General features: G+C 57.5%; 16 protein-coding genes and 1 tRNA gene. 12 read left to right on the top strand and 5 right to left on the bottom strand.

What is annotated here, in order from left to right:
• Positions 1-241: 241 nt before the first annotated feature.
• Complete coding sequence (locus tag ACODR9_RS00265) at positions 242-1,195, bottom strand: LysR substrate-binding domain-containing protein (protein ID WP_488807001.1); 954 nt, start codon at positions 1,193-1,195, stop codon at positions 242-244.
• Between the two features lie 145 nt (positions 1,196-1,340).
• Here ACODR9_RS00265 and ACODR9_RS00260 point away from each other — a divergent pair, with 145 nt between their 5' ends.
• From ACODR9_RS00260 to ACODR9_RS00250, 3 genes are all read left to right on the top strand, one after another.
• Positions 1,341-3,638, top strand: a complete 2,298-nt coding sequence (locus ACODR9_RS00260) for an NADP-dependent malic enzyme (RefSeq protein WP_488807000.1) — start codon at positions 1,341-1,343, stop codon at positions 3,636-3,638.
• Positions 3,639-3,941: 303 nt separating this feature from the next.
• On the top strand, positions 3,942-4,322 hold the full coding sequence (locus ACODR9_RS00255; RefSeq protein ID WP_488806999.1) for a hypothetical protein: 381 nt from the start codon (positions 3,942-3,944) through the stop codon (positions 4,320-4,322).
• A gap of 44 nt (positions 4,323-4,366) precedes the next feature.
• Positions 4,367-4,442: transfer RNA gene (locus ACODR9_RS00250), tRNA-Thr, on the top strand.
• Positions 4,443-4,663: 221 nt separating this feature from the next.
• Here ACODR9_RS00250 and ACODR9_RS00245 read toward each other — a convergent pair.
• The gene (locus ACODR9_RS00245; RefSeq protein WP_488807281.1) at positions 4,664-4,879 is read right to left on the bottom strand and encodes a tyrosine-type recombinase/integrase; all 216 of its coding nucleotides are present in this window, start codon (positions 4,877-4,879) and stop codon (positions 4,664-4,666) included.
• 249 nt (positions 4,880-5,128) lie between these two features.
• Complete coding sequence (locus tag ACODR9_RS00240; protein ID WP_488806998.1) at positions 5,129-6,025, bottom strand: LysR family transcriptional regulator; 897 nt, start codon at positions 6,023-6,025, stop codon at positions 5,129-5,131.
• A gap of 231 nt (positions 6,026-6,256) precedes the next feature.
• Between ACODR9_RS00240 and ACODR9_RS00235 the strand changes: the two genes are divergently transcribed.
• Positions 6,257-7,039 carry an SDR family oxidoreductase gene (locus ACODR9_RS00235; RefSeq protein ID WP_488806997.1) on the top strand — a complete coding sequence of 261 codons (783 nt, stop codon included), beginning with the start codon at positions 6,257-6,259 and terminating at the stop codon, positions 7,037-7,039.
• A 260-nt stretch (positions 7,040-7,299) separates the two neighbouring features.
• Here ACODR9_RS00235 and ACODR9_RS00230 read toward each other — a convergent pair whose 3' ends face one another.
• Complete coding sequence (locus tag ACODR9_RS00230) at positions 7,300-8,319, bottom strand: LysR family transcriptional regulator (RefSeq protein WP_488806995.1); 1,020 nt, start codon at positions 8,317-8,319, stop codon at positions 7,300-7,302.
• Positions 8,320-8,441: 122 nt separating this feature from the next.
• Here ACODR9_RS00230 and ACODR9_RS00225 point away from each other — a divergent pair, with 122 nt between their 5' ends.
• The 6 genes from ACODR9_RS00225 to ACODR9_RS00200 all read left to right on the top strand — a co-directional run bounded on the left by ACODR9_RS00225 (position 8,442) and on the right by ACODR9_RS00200 (position 18,587).
• Complete coding sequence (locus ACODR9_RS00225) at positions 8,442-9,674, top strand: MFS transporter (protein WP_488806994.1); 1,233 nt, start codon at positions 8,442-8,444, stop codon at positions 9,672-9,674.
• Between the two features lie 508 nt (positions 9,675-10,182).
• Positions 10,183-11,394, top strand: a complete 1,212-nt coding sequence (locus tag ACODR9_RS00220) for a GGDEF domain-containing protein (protein ID WP_488806993.1) — start codon at positions 10,183-10,185, stop codon at positions 11,392-11,394.
• 237 nt (positions 11,395-11,631) lie between these two features.
• Complete coding sequence (locus tag ACODR9_RS00215) at positions 11,632-14,733, top strand: response regulator (RefSeq protein ID WP_488806992.1); 3,102 nt, start codon at positions 11,632-11,634, stop codon at positions 14,731-14,733.
• Between the two features lie 13 nt (positions 14,734-14,746).
• Positions 14,747-15,871: an HD domain-containing phosphohydrolase gene (locus tag ACODR9_RS00210; RefSeq protein WP_488806991.1), complete on the top strand. Its 1,125-nt coding sequence runs from the start codon at positions 14,747-14,749 to the stop codon at positions 15,869-15,871.
• Positions 15,872-16,064: 193 nt separating this feature from the next.
• Positions 16,065-16,493 carry a TOBE domain-containing protein gene (locus tag ACODR9_RS00205; RefSeq protein WP_488806990.1) on the top strand — a complete coding sequence of 143 codons (429 nt, stop codon included), beginning with the start codon at positions 16,065-16,067 and terminating at the stop codon, positions 16,491-16,493.
• A gap of 357 nt (positions 16,494-16,850) precedes the next feature.
• Positions 16,851-18,587 (top strand): PHA/PHB synthase family protein, encoded by a 1,737-nt coding sequence (locus ACODR9_RS00200; protein WP_488806989.1) that lies wholly within the window; start codon positions 16,851-16,853, stop codon positions 18,585-18,587.
• Between the two features lie 60 nt (positions 18,588-18,647).
• Here the strand turns inward: ACODR9_RS00200 and ACODR9_RS00195 are convergent, their stop codons facing one another.
• On the bottom strand, positions 18,648-19,103 hold the full coding sequence (locus tag ACODR9_RS00195) for a hypothetical protein (protein ID WP_488806988.1): 456 nt from the start codon (positions 19,101-19,103) through the stop codon (positions 18,648-18,650).
• A gap of 134 nt (positions 19,104-19,237) precedes the next feature.
• On the opposite strand from ACODR9_RS00195, the gene ACODR9_RS00190 reads away from it, so the two are divergent.
• Together ACODR9_RS00190 and ACODR9_RS00185 are read left to right on the top strand one after the other, a co-directional pair.
• The gene (locus tag ACODR9_RS00190) at positions 19,238-19,519 is read left to right on the top strand and encodes a DUF3761 domain-containing protein (RefSeq protein ID WP_488806987.1); all 282 of its coding nucleotides are present in this window, start codon (positions 19,238-19,240) and stop codon (positions 19,517-19,519) included.
• A gap of 522 nt (positions 19,520-20,041) precedes the next feature.
• Positions 20,042-20,551, top strand: a complete 510-nt coding sequence (locus ACODR9_RS00185) for a hypothetical protein (protein ID WP_488806986.1) — start codon at positions 20,042-20,044, stop codon at positions 20,549-20,551.
• Positions 20,552-20,570: the final 19 nt, after the last annotated feature.

Below are 20,570 nucleotides of genomic sequence, written 5' to 3'. Positions count from 1 at the left end.
CCCACAGCAATACCGCCCCTCGCGCTGTAGGTTTATCTGCTGATTATAGGCATGAAGTCGCATGGGGCAGAACGGCGCTGCCCCACATTGACGCCACACGCCGCCAGCCCGCGCGATGCGGGCGGTTATATTCATCATCAGCCAGCTGTCCCGCGTGGCAGCCACCGCGTGATCCAGTGGTCCAGGCCACCGTGTGCCCCGGCAAGGGCATCCGTGTGCTTGACAAGACCATGCCGGGATTTCAGCCCTCCCGGCTAAGCTCCAGCAGGGCCTGGGCAAACCGGGCCAGCGGACGCGAATGGGTCGTGGCGCGGGTAAACATGGCAATGGGCGGCAACGTCCAGTCAAACGAATACGGCACGATGGCCAGCCCGGTTGTGCGCACCAGCTCTTCGGCAATATCTGCCGGCACAATGGAAACCGCCCGCTCGCTGGCCACAATCATCTCGCCAATCAGCTTGGAAGAATAACTCTCGACAATGGGCGCAGGCGGCGTAATGCCAGCCGCCAGAAAGATATCGGCCACCTGCTCCCGCATCGGCGTGTGGGGTGCGCCAAGAATCCAGTCCAGCGTCACCAGTTGCCCCCAATCCAGCCTTACCCGGCCCAGCTGCGCAGCCAAACGGCGGCTGGCAATCAGCCGTGGCTGCTGTCGGTACAGCAGGCTGAATTCCACACCACTCAAATCCACGGTGGATGAAGCCCGACCAATCACGATATCCAGAGTGTGATCCTGCAATTGCGGCAGCAGTTGATCGCTGGTGCCTTCGTGGATGGTAACGGTCAGCCCCTTGCTGTCCTCTGGCATGGCACGGCGGATGGCGGCCGACAGCAAGCGGCCAGAGATGAAGGGAATCACCCCCACGTGCAGGTGCGCATCAAAACCGGCCACCGTGCTTTCCATATCGCGCACCAAGTGGCCCAGATCGTGAATCATCGCCTGGGCACGGGCCAGCACCAGCTTACCCAGCGCAGTTGGGGCCATGCCGCGCACCGAGCGATCAAACAGCACCCCGCCAAACATACCTTCCAGTTCGGCCAGCGCACTGGTGATGGCGGGCTGGCTGCTGGCCATCTGTTCAGCTACCCGCGTTAGCGAGCCATGCTGCTGGATATTGAGCAGCAGGATCAAGTGGCGCATTTTCAGCCGCGCACTCAGGCGGCGCAACACCTCCTCGGCATTGATTGTGGTCATTCAGCCAGCTTCTCATAAGGTAAATGATATGGCTTGATAGTAATTCAAAATAAACAGCTTATGTTTACCGACTAGAATCACCTGCATCAACACAGGCAAGCCCGCACGGCACACCTGCCACCATAAACCACAGACAGAGAGCGACATGGACACCACCGATCGTCAGGCAGCACTGGATTACCACGAATTTCCCACCCCGGGCAAAATCGCCGTCAACGCCAGCAAGCCGCTGGTGACCCAGCGCGATCTGGCGCTGGCCTACACCCCCGGCGTGGCCGCTGCCTGCGAAGAAATCGTGGCCGACCCGCTCAATGCCAGCCGCTTTACCGCCCGCTCCAATCTGGTGGGCGTCATCACCAACGGCACCGCCGTGCTGGGCCTGGGCAATATCGGCGCACTGGCCTCCAAGCCGGTGATGGAAGGAAAGGCGGTACTGTTCAAGAAATTTGCCGGTGTTGATGTGTTCGACATCGAAATCAACGAAACCGACCCGGACAAGCTGGTGGACATTATTGCCAGCCTGGAATCCACCTTTGGCGGCATCAATCTGGAAGACATCAAGGCCCCGGAATGCTTTGAAGTGGAACGCAAGCTGCGCGAACGGATGAAGATTCCCGTCTTCCATGACGACCAGCACGGCACCGCCATTACTGTGGCCGCCGCCTTCATCAACGGCCTCAAGGTGGTGGGCAAGGATATCCGCCAGGTGAAGGTTGTCACCTCTGGTGCCGGTGCCGCCGCCCTCACCTGCCTGGACCTGATGGTGCACCTGGGCCTGCCACTGGAAAACGTCTGGGTCACCGATATCGAAGGCGTGGTCTACCAGGGCCGCACCGTACTGATGGACCCGGCCAAGGCCCGCTTTGCCCAGCCCACCGACGCCCGCACCCTGCACGAAGTGATTGACGGTGCCGACGTATTCCTCGGCCTGTCCGCTGGTGGCGTACTCAAGGGCGAGATGGTGGCGCAGATGGCCGCCCGCCCGCTGATTCTGGCACTGGCCAACCCGGCCCCGGAAATCCTGCCGGAAGTGGCGCATGCGGTACGCGACGACGTAGTAATGGCCACGGGCCGCTCCGACTACCCCAACCAGGTCAACAACGTCCTGTGCTTCCCCTATATCTTCCGTGGCGCGCTGGATGTGGGTGCCACCACCATCACCCGCGAAATGGAAGTGGCAGCGGTGTACGCCATTGCCGGCCTGGCTGAAGAAGAGCAGAACGAAGTGGTGGCCGCCGCCTATGGCAGTTACGACCTGTCCTTCGGCCCGCAATACCTGATTCCCAAACCGTTTGACCCGCGCCTGATCGTGCGCATTGCCCCGGCGGTAGCCAAGGCAGCCATGGACAGCGGCGTCGCCACCCGGCCAATTGCCAACCTGGACGCCTACACCGAACAGCTGCAGCAATTTGTTTACCACTCCGGCAGCTTCATGAAACCGCTGTTTGCCGCCGCCAAGAAACAGGTACGCGATGGCGGTAAAACCCGCATCGTATTTACCGAAGGCGAAGACGAGCGCGTGCTGCGCGCGGTACAGGTGATCGTGGATGAAAAACTGGCACGGCCGATTCTGGTAGGCCGCCCGGAAGTGCTGCTGGCGCGCATCGAAAAATTTGGCCTGCGCCTGCGCTTGGGCGAGGACGTGGAAGTCACCAACCCGGAATACGACGAACGCTTCCACCAGTACTGGACCAGCTACTGGGAGCTGATGTGCCGCAGCGGCGTTACCAAGGAAATGGCGCGCGTGGAAATGCGCCGCCGCCTCACGCTGATTGGCGCCATGATGGTGCGCCTGGGCGACGCCGACGGCATGATCTGCGGCACCGTGGGCAGCTATCACGACCACCTGCGCTATATCGACCAGGTGATCGGTAAAAAGACCGGCTCGGACACCTACGCCGCCATGAACATCCTGCTACTGGACAAGCAGACCGTGGCGCTGGTGGATACCCACGTCAACGACAATCCCACTGCCGAGCAGATTGCCGAATTCACCATCGCCGCCGCCGAGGAAATGACGCTGCTGCACATGAAGCCCAAGGCGGCCCTGCTGTCGCGCTCCAACTTCGGCTCTGGCAGCTCCGCCTCCGGCAGCAAAATGCGCCAGGCCCTGGAACTGATCCGCCAACGCGCACCAGGATTGGAAGTGGACGGCGAAATGCACGGCGACTGCGCGCTGGACGAAGCCCTGCGCATGGATATCCTGCCGATGTCGCGCCTGAAAGGTGCGGCCAATCTGCTGGTCTGCCCCAATGTTGACGCCGGCAATATCGCCTACAACCTGCTGAAAACCGCCGCTGGCAGCAATGTCGCCGTCGGCCCCTTCCTGCTAGGCGTTAACGCACCAATCAACATCCTCACCTCCAGCTCCACCGTGCGCCGCATCATTAATATGGCAGCACTCACCGTGATGGAAGCCAATCGCCAGACCGAACAGGACTAAACCACACCCGGCGGCATCCTCAGCCTTGCACGCCAGCAGGCAAGCCGGGCCACGCCATCAACATCAGCGTGGCCCGCCTGCTACCAACCGGCCGAAGCAGGACATATCTGCAACACCACCCCTCCCTGCCTCAACACCCCGCAGTAGCAAGGCCGCGCTGCAATACCAAGCCATCAGGGTAGGGCCTCCCCCGCAGCAGGACAAGTCACAGCGACATCCACCAACCCTGACCATGCTAGTATTAGCCTCTTGTATCCACGACCCTCAAGCCAAATGGCAAACCATAAGGGCCCCGACTTCACCATGAACCACTTTATTATTGGCCGCGCCCTGCTACTGGGCGCTCTGCTGCTGGGCGGCATCGCCCATGCCGAAACCGAAGACATTCCGCTGCCTGGCGATGTGCAAAACACCCCGCTCAAGAGCGCCAAAAAACCAGCGCATCACAGCAGCACCACAGCCAGCCAGGGCGCACGCAAACACGCCAGCAAGCCAGGCCGCCAGCATCACGCAAGCACCCGCCATGGCAAACACCACGGCAAGAAAGCCATCGCCCGCAAACCTGGCAAACATTCCCCGGCAGCCAGCAATAAAGCATCTGCCAAAAAATCCATTTCACATAAATCAAGTAAAAACAACAAGCTAAAGAAAAAGGCCGGCAAAAAGCACAAGAAATTACACTAAGACGCTTGCCAAGCACCCGGCGAAACGCTATATTGCAGCCCTTCGCCGGTGTAGCTCAGTTGGTAGAGCACCTGACTTGTAATCAGGGGGTCGCGAGTTCGATTCCTGCCGCCGGCACCAGAATTTTGCAGTTAGATCAAGGGGTTAGACGCCACAATCGTCTAACCCCTTTTTCTTTCCACCTCCAGCGTGGGGGATTTTGTACCGCAAATCCTCCCCGCATACTCCGCCAGATGCTCCCTTGATAAGTGAGCATACCGCCTCAGCATCTGCGGTGACTCCCACCCTCCCAGCTCCAGCAAAACATGCATCGGTGTTCCAGCCTGTGCCATCCAGCTTGCCTAGGTATGCCGCAGATCGTACCAGCGAAAATTCTCAATACCCGCCTTAACCAGTGCCGCGCGCCACGCCTTGGTGTTGGTCTGCTCGATAGGCTGACCCCGGTACGTGAACACATGCGTGTGATGCTTGCCAATCTGTGACCTGATCGCTTCGACTGCAGCATCATTCAGCGGAATGGCATGATCATTGCCCTTCTTGAAATCCTCCCCGTCGATGTTCAGCAGTCACGGTCCCAATCGATCTGCGACCACTGCAAACCAGTCACACTCGATTTACGTAGCCCAGGGTGTAGGCTGAACCGGACCGTTACCACCCTAAGACAGTCCACCAGAAGGTGGACCTTCAAATGCGGAGCAGACGAACGGTTGGTTTCGACCCGATCAATGAAGTGGCTGCCAGGAAGTCTCAACTTCTGGGTTGTCTGCCCCCCCCTTCGACCCTAGCCGCGTTGCAGTAGCAAGCCCCTAGCGCTCGGAGGGGGTGAGGCGCTGAGCCAGGGCCATTGAGAAGAAGTCGGTCACCTGCCTTACGCGCGCCGGGATGAATTTTCGGTTCGGCCAGATCAAACTCACGTCCCGGCTTTCACCAATGAACGCGTCGAGCACGGTCACGATCTGCGCGTTGCGAAGGTCACCCTCAAGGCTTGCTCGATAGAACATGCCAATACCCAGGCCCGCCTGTACCGCGTAAAGGATGGTCTCGATGGTGTTCGACGACAAGTTTCCGCTGACCCGTACCGAGTACTTGCCCTGAGGTCCCTCAAAGGCCCAGTCGTTCATGCCATTGAAGATGAGGCAGTTGTGCTGTTTCAGGTCTTCGGGCGTCAGCGGTATCCCATGCCTTTCCAAATAATCGCGCGCGCCAACGCATACCAACGAGGTGTTGATCACGCGCTTGACCACTGCATCGGGGCTGTAGACGGGGCTGATGCGGATGGCCAGGTCGATACCTTCGGCCAGCAGATCTTGCACGTGATCGGACAGCTGGATGTCCAGTGTCAGCTTGGGGTGACGTGCCATCAACTCTGGGACGAGCGGCAGTACATGCATCCGTCCAAAGGTCGACGCAGCTGCGATCCTGACGCGCCCAGAGATCTCTTGCGTGCTGCTCGCAATTTCACCAGTCACCTGAGCCATCTCCTCGAGCAGAGGCTTCATGCGCTTGTAGTACTGGTGTCCAACATCGGTCACCGTGACGACACGTGTGCTGCGTTGAAGCAGTTGGACTCCTAGCCGCCGCTCCAGGGCGCTTACCGACTTGCTGACGCTGGACTGTGACTCCCCTAGGCGTCGGGCCGCAGCAGAGAAGCCCTCTGTCTCGACCACAGCGAAGAAGGCGGTCAGCTCCTGAAATTGATCCATCGACGTGCCCTCAATACGAATTGGCGATAGTGACTGCTCGGACGGCGTATCTGGCCGTTGATTAATTCCATTTTGGAATTAGTGATATTAAAATACAAGATATTATCAACGATGTGAGATCAATCTAGGATGACTTCCATGCCTCTGGACCAGCCCTACCAAATTGGCCACGCAGCGAAGCAAGAAGACCGACGTCTTCACCACCCCGATTAACTCACTGGAGCGAGCACCATGACCGCCAGCAACGTAGCACAACAACAAACCATCACTCCTTCGACACCAGACCAATCCCTTTTCAACAAGACGGTCGTGGTGGTCGGGGGCAAGACAGGTATCGGCCTGGGCGTAGCCCAGGCGGCACACGCTGCGGGCGCTAAGGTAATCGTCGCCAGCCGTCGTCATTCGACTGCCGAGGAGCGGCCCGATTTGGCCGAGTACATCCAGGTCAGCCTGGACATGCGTGATGAATCGTCCGTTCGTGCAGCGTTCGACCACATCGGCGCGGTTGATCACCTCGTGGTCACCGCAGCGCCCGACCTGGGCAGCTGGGGTGGTTTGATGGATGAGGACATGCATGGCGTACGCAGCTACCTGGAAGGCAAGTTTCTGGGCAGCTGGGCCTGCGCACGCCACGCGGCTCCGCACCTCCAGACGGGCGGCTCGATCGTCTTTCTGACGGGGGGGATGGCCACAAGACCCAAGATCGGCTTTGCAGCCGTGACCTCGGCGTTTGCTGCGGTGGAAGCCTTGTCGGGCTCGTTGGCATTAGAGCTTGCACCGACCCGCGTGAATGTCATCCGTCCTGGATTCATCAACACGGACATGTGGAGCTTTCTGCCTGCAGAGCACCGCGACAGCCTGCGCCAAAAGGTGGCGGAGACATTTCCTGCCAGGCGTGCCGGACAGGTTGCCGACATCGGCCATGCGGCGGTATTTCTGATGACCAATCCCTACGTGACCGGCACCGTGCTTGAAGTTTCCGGTGGCGAGAACCTGGTTCCCAGCGTCTCCTAAATACCCGCCGTGAGCAAAACATGCTGCATCCACTCATCCCGCCAAGGCTAGTGCCGATGCTCATCAGAAGGCCGGTCGTCACTTCCTCACCCAAGCACCACTCCGGGTCGGGAGGGTGAGATAGGCAGGTACGAAGCGGCCGTTCAACTCATTTCCTATCCGAGCGGCCGCTAATTGTCATCTTGCAGACCGTGGCAGCCGACCAGTTGCATGGCTGCTGTAGCCAACTCCCAGCCACCTGAAGAGAATAGGACTGATCGCTAGTCAGTTGTGCGATTGCGCGTATCAGATAGCGCAATATCAATCTCATTACTCTGCATTCCGAAGATTGCAGGTGCCTCAGCACGGATGATGTCGATGAAACGTCGCAGCCGTGCCGGGTAAAAACGGGCATAGGGGTAGACCAGGCTGACCGGCAGCGCTGCTGCCTGCCACTTGGGTGCCAGCTGTATCAGCTGCCCTTGCGCCAGATATGCCTCCATCACCCAACGCGAACCTATGCCCACCCCTACGCCTTGCAGTGCGGCACTGCGCAAGGCATACAGGCTGTCGGTGCTGAAACGCGGCCTGATCTGGAATTGCTTGCTCTTCCCCGTCTCACAGTGGGTCAATACCACGTCATTACGGTAAAAAGTTCGCAGTGCAAGCCAGGGAAGCTCCGCCAGCTCAGATACATCTTGTGGAATGGACTGGCCATTGAGTAGCAAGGGTGAGGCCACCACAATACGTGGTACCTGTGCCAGCGGAATGGCAACCAGGCCTGGGTCTGTCACCTCACCCACCTGAATTGCACAGTCGATACCGGCCGCGATGTAATCCTGGATGGCACGGTCATCATGCAACAGCCACTCCACCGCCATGCCCGCATGTTGTTGCAGATAGCGGGATAGTGGACCGATCAGCCTTTCCTGCCCAAAAGCATGCGGCACAATCACGCGCAGCACCCCCTCCGGCTCTTCCCGTGCGCCCTTGAGTTCCGACTCAAAGCGGGCCCAGCCTGCCAGCAGCGCCTTGGCACCTTCATAACAACGTTCACCGTCCTGGGTTAAACGCATGGTATGGGTGGTTCGCTGGAGCAGCCTCAAGCCCAATGTCCGCTCCAGCATTTGCAGCCGGCGGCTGACGGTAGGCTGGGTTGTGCCCAGTTGCACTGCTGCAGCAGACAGGCTGCCAGCCTCGACAATCCGGAGAAAGGTCAGCATCAATTCAATACGCTCGCCCGTACCTGCTTGCAAAGGCAGGGCAGTACGCAAGGCGTGGTTCGGTTTCTCATCATCCATTGCCAATGCCTCAACACTTGTCATACATATAATGTATAACAAATCTTCCAAATGCGCGCCTACACATGCACTCCACGTACATTCATGATGTGGCCGTCATCTCCACATTAACGAGGCCGCATATGCCATCGACCAAACTCTTTCCCGATTCCACGGTAGCCATGCCAGCCCCGGCTAGCGCACCATCCCTGTCAGGCTTCCGGGTACTGCTGATGGCAGCAGGTGCCGGGCTGTCCGTTGCCTCCCTGTATTACAGCCAGCCCATGCTGGGCGTGCTGGCAGGCGATATCGGCACATCCGGCCAGGCTGCCGGCATGGTGCCCACCCTGACACAACTGGGATACGCACTGGGCATTCTGCTGTTGGCACCACTGGGCGACAGGCATGACAGACGCAGCATCATGCTGGTGAAGGCTGCCTTGCTGGTACTCGCTTTGCTGCTGGCCGGGCTGTCACCTTCGTTGACAGTCCTGCTACCCGCATCACTGTTGATTGGCGTGAGTGCCACGCTGGCGCAAGATATTGTGCCGGCAGCGGCCACCCTGGCACCGGAGGCCCAGCGCGGCAAAGTGGTGGGCACCGTGATGACCGGCTTGTTAACCGGCATCCTGCTGTCGCGGGTGGTCAGCGGCGTGGTCGCTGAACAGTATGGCTGGCGTGCCATGTTTTTCATTGCCGCAGGCAGCATCCTGCTGACCGGGCTGGCAATCCGCCGCTTTCTGCCACGTTTTCAGCCCAGTACCGTTTTGCCATACCATGCCCTGCTGGGGTCTTTGCTTACCTTATGGCGTAATCACACGGACTTGCGCCGTGCCGCCATCGCGCAAGGCTTGCTGTCCGTGGGTTTCAGTGCATTCTGGTCCACGCTGGCCATCATGTTGCACAACAGCCCCTTCCACATGGGTAGCGCTGCCGCCGGCGCATTTGGTCTAGCCGGTGCTGCTGGGGCACTGGCCGCACCGCTGGCAGGCCATATTGCAGATCGCAGAGGGCCTGAAGTGGTGACGCGCGCTGGTGCTGGCCTTGCCGCATTCGCCTTTGTGATGCTGAGCTTGGCCCCTTTAGCGTCGATGCAAGTGCAACTCATACTGCTGGCGGCAGGGGCCGTGCTGTTCGACCTTGGCGTACAAGCCAGCCTGATTGCCCACCAAGCGGTGATTTACCGGATCGACCCTGCTGCACGTAGCAGACTGAATGCCATCTTGTTTGTCTGCATGTTTATTGGTATGTCGCTGGGCTCGGTGCTTGCCAGTGCTCTGCTTGCACGTTACGGATGGTGTGCGGTCACCGTTTTTGCAGCATTTGCCTCGTTGCTAGCCCTGGCAGTGAGATCTTTTAACAACATCCTCCCCTGAATTTTGACATGTTGCCGGATCGACCACCCATGGATGGGGACTATGAGCTCTCAATCAAACCATCCCGCATGCTACAGCCAGGCAGATAGCTAGGCGGACGCTGTTCTCATGGAATTTCGTGCATACGAAAGGGATGACTGCATGCGAGGTTTTTGCCGAAACGGGCAATAACCCCCTCGGCGGCAGGCCCGGCAAGGATGTCATGACTGCGCTGGCCATGTAGCGATGGTGGCGCGCAACGACAAGGGCAAGCAGGCGCGGCCAAAACCTTGCTGAAGATTGCCAAGGCACGCCCGGCGATACTGCTGGGGCTGCAGGTGGGCTAAGTTTGGCTGGTTCAGGATGGGAAGAGAAGGCGCTGCACTGGCAGCGCCTTTTTTGCGTCCGGAGGGCATGATCCACACTCAGCGCTCGCGTTTACAAGACGCTGGATGCGACAGCGTTGGCCCAGCAACATTGGATGATTAATGATAAATTACCAGCACAATAAAATAATCAGGCTATTAGCATGCAGGTGGGCATCCAATATACGGAATCGGTGACAACGCTGGGCTTGTTTCTTGTGTTTTCCACTGCCCTGACCTTGCTGCTGAACCGCAGGAAATCCAGTCGATCCCATCAGCTTGCCAGCTTGGCACACGGAGCCATGCTGCTGGGTGCATGGCCCATCTATCTGCGCGACCAGTTACCCGAGCAGTGGGTGTTTATTCTGTACAACCTCGCTTTCCAGGCTAGTTTGTTCTCCAGTTGGCTCAGCATGATGTATTTCCATCAGCTTCAGCACAGCCACCGCCACTTGCGTTATCTGGCATGGGGAGCATGGCTGGCAGGCTTGGCTGTAATGGTGATTTATCCGCAGATTCTGTTCCAGTATCGCTTTCGCATGCTGGTCGCTCTGCCTCTATTCCTGTTTCTTTTCGGCATGATGGCATGGGTAAGCAAACGTATTCACAGCGACCACCGGCCACTCTCGCAGACAATCTGCCTTTATCTGTGTTGGATAGGATTTGCCGTCACCTCGCTGCGGTTGATCAATGCTCTGCATATCCGTACCCCTTTTCCGCTGGAACAGGACATGGCACTGCAATCCATCCTGATGACGGTGATGGCAATCTGCATGTTCAGCCTTGCCTTGGCTCTGGTGTTTTGGCAGTACGAAAATGGCACGCAGCAATTGCAGCGACTCGCGGATATGGACGGACTCACCAGCCTGCCCAACCGTCGCAGCTTTGTGGAACTGGCAAACAGCGTATTGAGCAGGCAGCCGGTTTACAGTTTGCTGGTGATCGACATCGATCATTTCAAGCAGGTGAATGACAGGCATGGCCACCAGGCGGGGGATCAGGTGCTGCGCCAATTGGGCGAGCAGTTACGCTTGCTGGCTCGTCAGAATGATTTGCTGTGCCGCTATGGCGGTGAAGAATTTTGCTTGCTGTTACCGGAAACCAAACCCGCCCAAGCGCTGGCACTGGCTGAGCGTTTGCGGCTGCATGTCAGCCAGCAGGTATTCGATGTCGGTAATGGCGTGCAGCTGGCCATAACCCTGAGCATTGGCGTGAGTAGCAGCCCGCGTGCGCAGCAGGCATTGGCGCTGGATACCATGTTTGCGCTGGCTGACGAGGCGCTTTACCTTGCCAAGCAGCAGGGACGCAATCAGGTGGTGGCTGCGGCGGAGCCAGTCGCGGAGCCGGTGCTGGTTCCAAGCAAGCTTCACCGTTGAGCGTTCTTTACTTAGGGCAAGAACCAACCCTCGGCACTGCTTGCGCAGCGCCTTTTTCATTTCCCCACCCTGTCTGCACCAACCCCTCCCTCTCCGCATGGCGCGCAGACATAACCCTACACTCAATCCGGATATGTTGTTGTGCTAGACGATGGACTTTTGTCTATGCTCCAAATGTAAATGCACGAACCCGGCAAACGGGCATATCGATTCAATTCTGGTCGGAGCGTGTGACCTATGCGGCAATCCAGTTGGCCGGAGACTGATGATTTCGAACTATTGGTCACCTCCTCTCCCACCACTTCCCAGCGCAGAGCCATGCTGTACCTGTTTGCCGGCTCGGCGGTGCTGCTTGGCGTGGCCATTCCCTTTGCACAGCTGGCGCTGGGCAAGGTATGGGCCTTCATCCCGATTTACCAGTCGGCACTGGTGGTCAACGATCTGATTACTGCCGTGCTGTTATTTGGGCAGTTTTATATTCTGGGCTCGCGGGCAATTCAGATGCTGGCCACGGCTTATCTGTTTACCGCTTGCATGGCAATAGCACATGCATTGACCTTTCCCGGCCTGTTTTCCACCGGTGGTCTGCTTGGAGCGGGACCACAATCCACTGCATGGCTGTATATGTTCTGGCATGGCGGTTTTCCCCTGCTGTTAGTTGCCTACATGCACCAGGCGAAAAAATCATCATCCCCGCCTGAGGTAAAAGTAAAGCCCGGTCGAGAAATTGTCCTGGCCATCATGGCCGCAGTCTGCCTGACGGTATTGTTTACCCTGCTGGCCACCCGTTTGCATGGCAGCTTGCCAAGCATCATGCGCGGCAATCACTACACCCCGGCCATGCGCGTGGTGGTGGGAAGTGTATGGGGGCTCAGCCTGCTGGCATTCCTGCAACTCTTGCGCCGCAGCAAACATACCGTGCTGGATTTGTGCCTGAGCATGGTGATGTTTTCCTGGCTGTGTGATATCGCTTTGTCCGCCATGCTGAACGCTGGCCGCTTTGATTTGGGATTTTATGTCGGCCGGATTTATGGCCTGCTGGCGGCCAGCTTTGTACTGATCATGCTGCTGATGGAAAACAGCTTGTTGTATGCACGAATGCTGAAAACGGCAACCATGCTGCGAGAGGCAAAACTGGTGGCGGAAGACGCCACGCAGGCCAAATCCATGTTTCTGGCCAATATGAGCCATGAAATCCGCACCCCGATGAATGCCATCATCGGCCTGTCCTACCTCGCACTAAAAACCGAGCTGGCACCCCAGCAACGCAGTTATGTCAGCAAAATCCATAATGCCGGCACCTCGCTGCTGGGTGTGGTCAACGATATTCTCGATCTGTCCAAAGCAGAAGCAGACCGTATAGAACTGGAGAACGTCAGCTTCTGCCTGGACGATATTCTCGAGCATGTCTCCTTGTTCCTGGCCCAGAGCGCCGCCGACAAAAACCTGGAGCTGCTGTTCGAATACAACCAGACAGTGCCGCAAGGGCTGGTGGGGGATCCGCTCCGGCTGGGTCAGATCCTGACCAATCTGGTTGGCAATGCCATCAAGTTTACCGATAGCGGGCAAGTCAACATCAGCATCGGCGTGCTGGAGCAAGTGGGCGACAAGCTAAAAATACATTTTTGCGTTCGCGACACCGGCATCGGGATGGATGAGGCCCAGCGCGCCAGCTTGTTCCAGCCCTTCCAGCAGGCGGATGGCTCGACCACCCGCAGGTTTGGCGGTACCGGACTGGGCCTGGTCATTGCCAAACGGCTTATCGAACTGATGGGAGGGGAAATTCAGCTGGAATCCCGTCCGGGCCATGGCAGCGCCTTTATGTTCAGCATCTGGCTGGGCATGAATGCGCGGGCCGTAAAATGCCTGCAGGACTTGCCAACCAGCCTGAAAGGCAAGCGGGTACTGGTTGTAGACGACAACGCTTCTGCCCGCGACATCCTGTCCGAGCAGTTACGATCGATGGACTTTTCCGTCAGCGCCAGCAACTCCGGCCACGATGCGCTGCAATGTTTGCAACAAGCCAGTGCGGACCACCCCTTTGACATGGTTTTTATCGACTGGATGATGCCGAAAATGGACGGTATTGAAGTCAGCCGGATCATTCGCAGCCGCCATCCTGACATATGCGTCGTCATGGTAACGGCCTTTGGTCATCACGATATCCGTGCACAAGCCGAGGCCATCGGGATCCAAGCCTTTCTGGTCAAACCGGTAAACCAGTCATCGCTGCTCAATGTCATGCTGCAGCTTGCCGGCATGGATGCTCAGCAGGATGTCAGCCAGAAAACCGCTGATGCCAAGCTGCCCAGGCTAAATGGCATGCGGGTTCTGCTGGTTGAAGACAACAAGATCAACCAGCAGATTACGCTTGAGCTGCTCGACTGGGCCGGTGCCAGCGCCACGCTGGCAGAAAACGGCCAGCAGGCAATCGATCTGTTACAGCGACATGGCCCGTCCAGATTCGATATCGTATTGATGGACGTACAGATGCCGATTCTGGATGGCATGGAGGCCACGCGCCGCATCAAGCAAGACGCGCGTTTCGCGCACCTGCCCATCATTGCCCTGACCGCAGATGCGGCAAACCGGGAAAGGGAGCACTGCGCCAGGGCCGGCATGGTGGACCACATCATCAAGCCCATCGACCCGCATCTGATGTTTGAAACCATGCTGCGCTGGGGGCAGGCTGCCATGCACGATGCAAACAGCACACCATTAACCATGGCAGCAGAGGATAAACACGATGCCATCCCGGAGCTGGCTGGCGTCGCGGGGCTGGACCAGGCGCTGGGGCTGGTTCATGTTGCAGGCAACCAGGCCTTGTATCTGCATTTGCTGCAGCAGTTCATCGCCGAGGAATCCACTGCGGTCACCAGGCTCACCGCCGCACTGCAACAGGGGGACGCCAGCACCGCCGGGCGCATCGTCCACAGCCTGAAGGGTATTGCCGGCAGCATCGGTTTGTCACGTCTGCAGGCCGTGTGCGTTGATTTACAGGAAATAATCCGGCAGGGACAGGATACAGCCCCCCTGCTGTCGCTGCTGGATCAGCAACTGACCGAAACCATCACCGCCATGCGCGCTTCTCTGCAGGCACTGCCACACGCCACACACACCGCTACCGGCCAGCCCGAAACCATATTGCCGACACTGGCAGCGCTGCTGGCTAACGGTGACGGAGAGGCACTCAGCTATTTTCTGGAAATGGCGGACGCCATCAAGCGCATACTGCCAAGCAATGACTTTCACGCGCTTGAACAGGCGATTCGCCAGTTCGACTTTGTTGTCGCCTTGCATATCGTGACCACGGCGCAAGGCCATCTCGACCCAGGATGAAAGCGTTTCAACCATGATTTCCATTGCTGAATCCACGTCCCGGCAAACCGTGCTGATCGTCGACGACACCCCGGAAAACCTTACCCTGCTTTACAGTCTGCTGAAAGACACATACCGGGTGTTGGTAGCAAACAGCGGCGAGCGGGCCTTGCAGTTACTGGCAGCAGAAGCCCTGCCCGACTTGGTATTGCTGGATGTGTTAATGCCAGGAATCGGCGGTATTGAGGTGTGCCGGCAATTGAAGAGCACCGCACGCACTGCGCATATCCCTGTCATTTTCCTGACCGCCATGGTTGAGCGTGAAGCAGAGCAGGCCGGGTTTGACGCCGGTGCCGTGGATTACATCGTCAAGCCATTCTCACCACTGGTGGTACTTGCTCGTGTCAGAACACACCTGAAGCTAAAAGCCGCCGCTGACTTTCTGCAGGATCAGGCGGCTTTTTTACAAAAAGAGGTAGAAAAACGCACCCAGGAAGTCCAGGTGATTCAGGACGTCACCATCATGGCCATGGCCTCGCTGGCCGAAACCCGTGACCATGAAACCGGCAATCACATCCGCAGGACACAAAACTATGTCCGCATCCTGGCCGTGCAACTACGTTCACATCCCCGATTCCAGCATTTTCTGGACGAACAGACTATCGAATTGCTGTATAAATCCGCGCCCTTGCACGATATAGGCAAGGTAGGCATCCCGGATTACATCCTGCTAAAACCGGGGGCCCTGAGCGTAGAAGAGTTTGAAATCATGAAAACCCACACCATCCTGGGGCGGGACGCCATTGCCGTGGCAGAAAAGCTGCTTGATGCCCCCAGCAGCTTTTTGCGGCTGGCACGTGAAATTGCCAACTACCACCAGGAAAAGTGGGATGGCAGCGGTTACCCGGAGGGATTGGCTGGCGATGCCATTCCAATCTCGGCACGCCTGATGGCCGTTGCCGATGTTTATGATGTGCTGATTTCACGCCGCGTCTATAAGCCGCCATTTCCGCATGCAACTGCCGTAGAGATGATTCAGGCAGGCCGTGGTCAGCATTTTGACCCGGACATCGTTGATGCCTTCTTGCATGTGGCAGAGGACTTTCACCAGATTGCCTTGCAATTTGCGGACAAGCACGAGCAGGACGAACCGGGTTAAGCCGTATCTGCACGGCAAAACCCGCCACCCTGTTGCTGCGGCCAACTCCCCAAGCGACAGCAATCGCACTAGCCAGCTGGAAATGGCAGGATCTGGCAGGCTAATTCCAATGGCGTACAGGCAGCACCCGTGCTTCTGCATATACTGCCAGCCTCTAGTTTGGTGATTTACCCACGCGATAAAAGGAAATCAGATGCTGACCAGTGCACGTAACCAATTTACCGGCAAAATAAGCGCCATCGAATCCGGCGCAGTGAATGACGAAATCGACATCACCCTTTCCGGCGGCGACATCATCACGGCAATCATCACCAGCCGCAGTACCGCGAGTCTTGGCTTAAGTATTGGCAGCGAAGCCGTGGCCATTATCAAGGCACCATGGATCATTCTGGCCAACCCCGAATCGGGCGTCAGACTATCCACACGCAATCACCTGCAGGGCCTGGTAGCTGCCATCAACCAAGGTGCCGTGAATACCGAAGTGGAAATCAAGCTGCCCGGTGGAGACAAGCTGGTGGCCATCATCACCCAAGAAAGCGCCACGGCACTTGGGCTGGATATTGGCAAGCCGGTCAGTGCATTTTTCAAGGCATCCCACGTCATTGTTGGGGTAAGCAGCTAAGCTGCCGTCACGGTGCTGGCCAGCCAGTGGGCAGCACCGGCTCCTTCCGTTTGTGACTTTCAACTCCGGTCAGCGCAAGCTGCCCGCGCCGGGCTTAAGGGAGTCAATGCAGCTCCCCATGCAGACAGAACAAGACCACAAAAAGCAGGCCTTGAAATAAGTACCGATAGGCATACACGTCGCGCCTGACGCAAACAGTCAAGCTCAGCCGCAAGCAGCCACTTGCTGCTGCAATGCGGCATGGCCCGCCAAAAAGTCAGCCTTGCATCAAACAAAGCCGGTAAAGACCAATTCTTGCAGACAGTGTGCGCTATGCTTGAGACATTCATTTCAGATGCATGTCTTCGGGAGATCTTCATGACAAAACCGGCAGCAGAGCAGTCTTGGTTTATCGATACTTTTGAGAATGCACAGCATTTTGGCAATATGCTGGAAAACATCTGTGACCCATTTGGTATTGGCAAATCCGCCATCCACACCCAGTTGGCCTGGCTATGCCATCCCGGCAAGCTTGCCGAATCCAATGTATTGCTGACGCAGAAGCTGTTTGACCTGCAACAGTATGCCGCCCGCCACTGCTGGGGCATTCAGGGGCCGGAGGTAGAAGAAGCCCATCCTGAAGACACCCGTTTTGCAGAGCCGGAATGGTCGGACAGTGTGTCGTTCGACGTTGCCAAACAGTGGTATCTGATTCTCACCCACCACATTCAGGACATGCTGTACGACACCCCTGGACAGTCGGTGCAGGCCAAACGACAGGCTGCTTTCTGGTGTCGTAACTGGCTGAATGCGCTCTCCCCCAGCAATTTTTTCTGGACCAATCCAGTTGCCATGCGTCGCGCCGTGGAAAGCAATGGCGAAAGCATAAAGCTGGGCTGGCAGAACTTTTTGGAAGACGCCAAGCTGGGCACGGTACGCATGAGTAGTACCGAGGAATTCAAGGTAGGGGAAAACCTGGGCATCACCCCAGGCAAGGTCGTGTTCCGCAATGAGCTGTTCGAGCTGATTCATTACACCCCCACCGCCAAGGCCGTGCATCAGGTCCCGGTGGTGATTGTGCCGCCCTGCATCAACAAGTTTTACGTACTGGACCTGACCCCCAAAAAGAGCTTGATCCGCTATCTGCTGGAGCAAGGGCTGGATACCTACATCATCAGTTGGCGCAACCCCGGAGCCGAACAGGCCAGCACCACGTTTGACCAATATCTGCAAGACGGGCTGGATCAGGCATTCCGGGTAGCTCGTGCGTTGTCCGGCCAGTCCCAGGTCAATGCCGTAGGCTACTGCATAGGCGGAGCCATGCTGGCCACATGGCTGGCATGGAGCAGCCAGGAGTACGCAGCCAGCATCAACCCCGTCGCCAGCGCCACCTTTTTTGCCACCCTGGTGGACTACCACAGCCCTGGTGATATCGAAGTATTCATCGACCCGGCCACGCTGGATTGGCTGGATGGAAAAATGGCCGAAACCGGCTATCTGGATGGCAAGGACATGGCCATGTCCTTCCGCATGCTGCGCCCCAATAGTCTGATCTGGAATTACGTGGTTCACGGCTGGCTCTACGGCGAGAAACTGTCGGCCTTTGATGTGCTGTACTGGAATATGGACACAACCCGCATGCCCGCTACCATGCACTCCTGGTATCTGCGCCAGTTTTACTTGCACAACAATCTGATCAAACCCAATGCGCTGAACATTGCCGGGCATGATATCAATCTGGAAAACATCACCCAGCCGGTGTATGAGGTTGCCGCCGTGGATGACCATATCGCACCATGGAAGCAGTCCTTCCGGCTCAATCACCTGATCAGCGGTGACAAGCGCTTCGTGCTGTCTACTTCTGGTCACATCCTCGGCATTGTCAACCCGCCGGTCAGTCCACCCAAACGGGCATTCTGGGTGGGCCCGGTAGAACGTCACCAAAGCCCGGAACACTGGAAACAAACCGCAGAACACCATGCTGGCAGTTGGTGGGAGGACTGGATGCAATGGCTGAAACCACAATCGGGCGCACTGGCCAAAGCCCCTGCGGTCAGCAGCCGCCAGTACCCGGCACTGGCCGACGCACCGGGCAGCTACGTGCTGGAGCCATAAGCCAGCCCCATTGCTGTTGCTGCTGTATCGCCTGAACCGGTGGCAAAGCCCTGCCGGCCTTCACAGCCTTTGCTGCCGGGCCGGCACCTTGCCCTGCCATGGTGGCGGTACCAGTGTCCGTACGTTCCAGCAGGCCAGTACGCCCCACAGCACCGCCAGTCCATTCCCCAAGGTAAACAGCACATGAAAAACCTTGGGCGCGGCAAGCCAGCCTTCCAGATGATTTTCCCCCAGCAGCAATGACAAGCCACAGAGCAGCAAGGTGACATTGCGCTTGATGCGCAGATCCGGCTGCCGGGCTGTCCAGCCGAAGACACTGGCGATAAACAGGTCGAAAAAGGCAATTTCGCGCTGCCAGTGTGCAGACATGGCCCAGCTTGTTCCTGCAGCAGTCCACTCAGGCAGGACAATATGTGACACGGCAGCACACAGCGCCGCCACCGCCCACAGTTTCAGCAAAATATCAAAACCGGTGCATGCCGACGGGCTTGTTACCTTTGCTTTCTGGATTGACATCAACACACGCCTTCTGCAGATAAAGTGTGGATTGCCCTTCTTGCCGGACAATGAGCGGCAACCTTTTTTTAAGCACCGCTGGAACATGATATTACTTACATGTCATACTTGGCCATTACCAAGAAAGTGTCATCATGCAACGTGCCGCCCTGTTCCTGCTCGCCACTCTCAGCTGGCAACCCCTGTTTGCCAAAACCCCAGCCCAAGTCAATGACCAGCCGGCAGAAGCCCAGTTAATCGAACATGGCAGCTATACCAACAAGGACGGCAACACCGTACACCGCCCGGCTCACAGCAAATCTGGCCAAACCCCACGCGGCGCTACCGCAAAATGCCGCGATGGCAGCTACAGTTTCAGCCAACACCATCGCGGTACCTGCTCTCGCCATGGCGGGGTCAGCGCATGGTTAAGCTAGCCATCGGCCAAGCAACACCAGCGCCTCACACATCGTCTGGCCAGCTCGGACATTGTTAAATCTGCTGACAAAACCCATGCCTCAACGTTGCGCCGCCTTGGCGCGGCTTCACTTCAAGGCGGTGTGCATCGCTCGTCAAGCCCCACACCACGCCCTCGCCACTGTCTGCGCTTTAACGCGCATTGCATGGATGGACATAGTTAATTCACCCCGGCCAGGTTATTTCTCCACACAAACAGGTGTCTGGCATTTATAAAGAAAACAAAAGAGATTGCCGCCGCAAAGGAGCACCACCTCATGGCTGCCCTGCCATACAGACTGTTATCAATACTGCTGTTGATGCCATGCCTTGCGCACGCATCAGAACCCGACAGGATCATCGATCTTGAATGTGACTATCTGCCCAATATCTGCAACCGGCCAGGCGACCCAACACCGGGCATGATGATTGAAATTGGCAGCGAAGCCATACGCCGGGCAGGTTATATTCCGCGAACGAAAATTCGCCCGTGGAATCGCGCCATGCGCGAAGTCATTGACCACCCCAATGCGGTCATCATCTACTTTGCCCGCACACCAGAACGCGAGGCTTTATTCCGCTGGATTGCCATCACCAACACCACGGATTTCAAATTCTTCAGCAAAGACGGGGCCCCGCCCTACCACTCCGTGCAGCAGGCCGCTGCCGCAGGGCGGATTGGTGTGCGCAGTGGCTCCAGCATCATCAGTTGGCTGACCCGGCAAGGCATCACCCCGCAACAGATGGAACAAAGCCAGTTGGCTGAAATGGCCAAAATGCTCAAAGCCGGGCGTATCGGCAGTTTCCTTGGCGCATCCATCACCTTCAAATCCATCTATCTGCAACAAACCGGAGCACTACCGGTAGAAGGTGATGTGGTTTACAGCAGCCAAAGCTGGATTGCATCCGGGCCACGATTTCCGGCAGAAACCGCCGCCAAGATTGCTGCCGCATTCAGCCGCATGAAACAAGATGGCGTTGTCGAACAGCTCATGCACAAATATGGCAGATAACAAAGCGTAGCATCACCGC

The sequence above is a fragment of the Aquitalea sp. FG25 genome (assembly GCF_057809375.1).
The sequence above is the reverse complement of the archived record's forward strand: the minus strand, read 5'-3'. Positions and strand labels throughout refer to the sequence as shown.

Bases quoted from the DNA above. Each gene is read 5' to 3' on its own strand.
- ACODR9_RS00265 (WP_488807001.1), bottom strand. From the start codon at position 1,195: ATGACCACAATCAATGCCGAGGAGGTGTTGCGCCGCCTGAGTGCGCGG.
- ACODR9_RS00260 (WP_488807000.1), top strand. From the start codon at position 1,341: ATGGACACCACCGATCGTCAGGCAGCACTGGATTACCACGAATTTCCC.
- ACODR9_RS00255 (WP_488806999.1), top strand. From the start codon at position 3,942: ATGAACCACTTTATTATTGGCCGCGCCCTGCTACTGGGCGCTCTGCTG.
- ACODR9_RS00240 (WP_488806998.1), bottom strand. From the start codon at position 6,025: ATGGATCAATTTCAGGAGCTGACCGCCTTCTTCGCTGTGGTCGAGACA.
- ACODR9_RS00235 (WP_488806997.1), top strand. From the start codon at position 6,257: ATGACCGCCAGCAACGTAGCACAACAACAAACCATCACTCCTTCGACA.
- ACODR9_RS00230 (WP_488806995.1), bottom strand. From the start codon at position 8,319: ATGGATGATGAGAAACCGAACCACGCCTTGCGTACTGCCCTGCCTTTG.
- ACODR9_RS00225 (WP_488806994.1), top strand. From the start codon at position 8,442: ATGCCATCGACCAAACTCTTTCCCGATTCCACGGTAGCCATGCCAGCC.
- ACODR9_RS00220 (WP_488806993.1), top strand. From the start codon at position 10,183: ATGCAGGTGGGCATCCAATATACGGAATCGGTGACAACGCTGGGCTTG.
- ACODR9_RS00215 (WP_488806992.1), top strand. From the start codon at position 11,632: ATGCGGCAATCCAGTTGGCCGGAGACTGATGATTTCGAACTATTGGTC.
- ACODR9_RS00210 (WP_488806991.1), top strand. From the start codon at position 14,747: ATGATTTCCATTGCTGAATCCACGTCCCGGCAAACCGTGCTGATCGTC.
- ACODR9_RS00205 (WP_488806990.1), top strand. From the start codon at position 16,065: ATGCTGACCAGTGCACGTAACCAATTTACCGGCAAAATAAGCGCCATC.
- ACODR9_RS00200 (WP_488806989.1), top strand. From the start codon at position 16,851: ATGACAAAACCGGCAGCAGAGCAGTCTTGGTTTATCGATACTTTTGAG.
- ACODR9_RS00195 (WP_488806988.1), bottom strand. From the start codon at position 19,103: ATGTCAATCCAGAAAGCAAAGGTAACAAGCCCGTCGGCATGCACCGGT.
- ACODR9_RS00190 (WP_488806987.1), top strand. From the start codon at position 19,238: ATGCAACGTGCCGCCCTGTTCCTGCTCGCCACTCTCAGCTGGCAACCC.
- ACODR9_RS00185 (WP_488806986.1), top strand. From the start codon at position 20,042: ATGCGCGAAGTCATTGACCACCCCAATGCGGTCATCATCTACTTTGCC.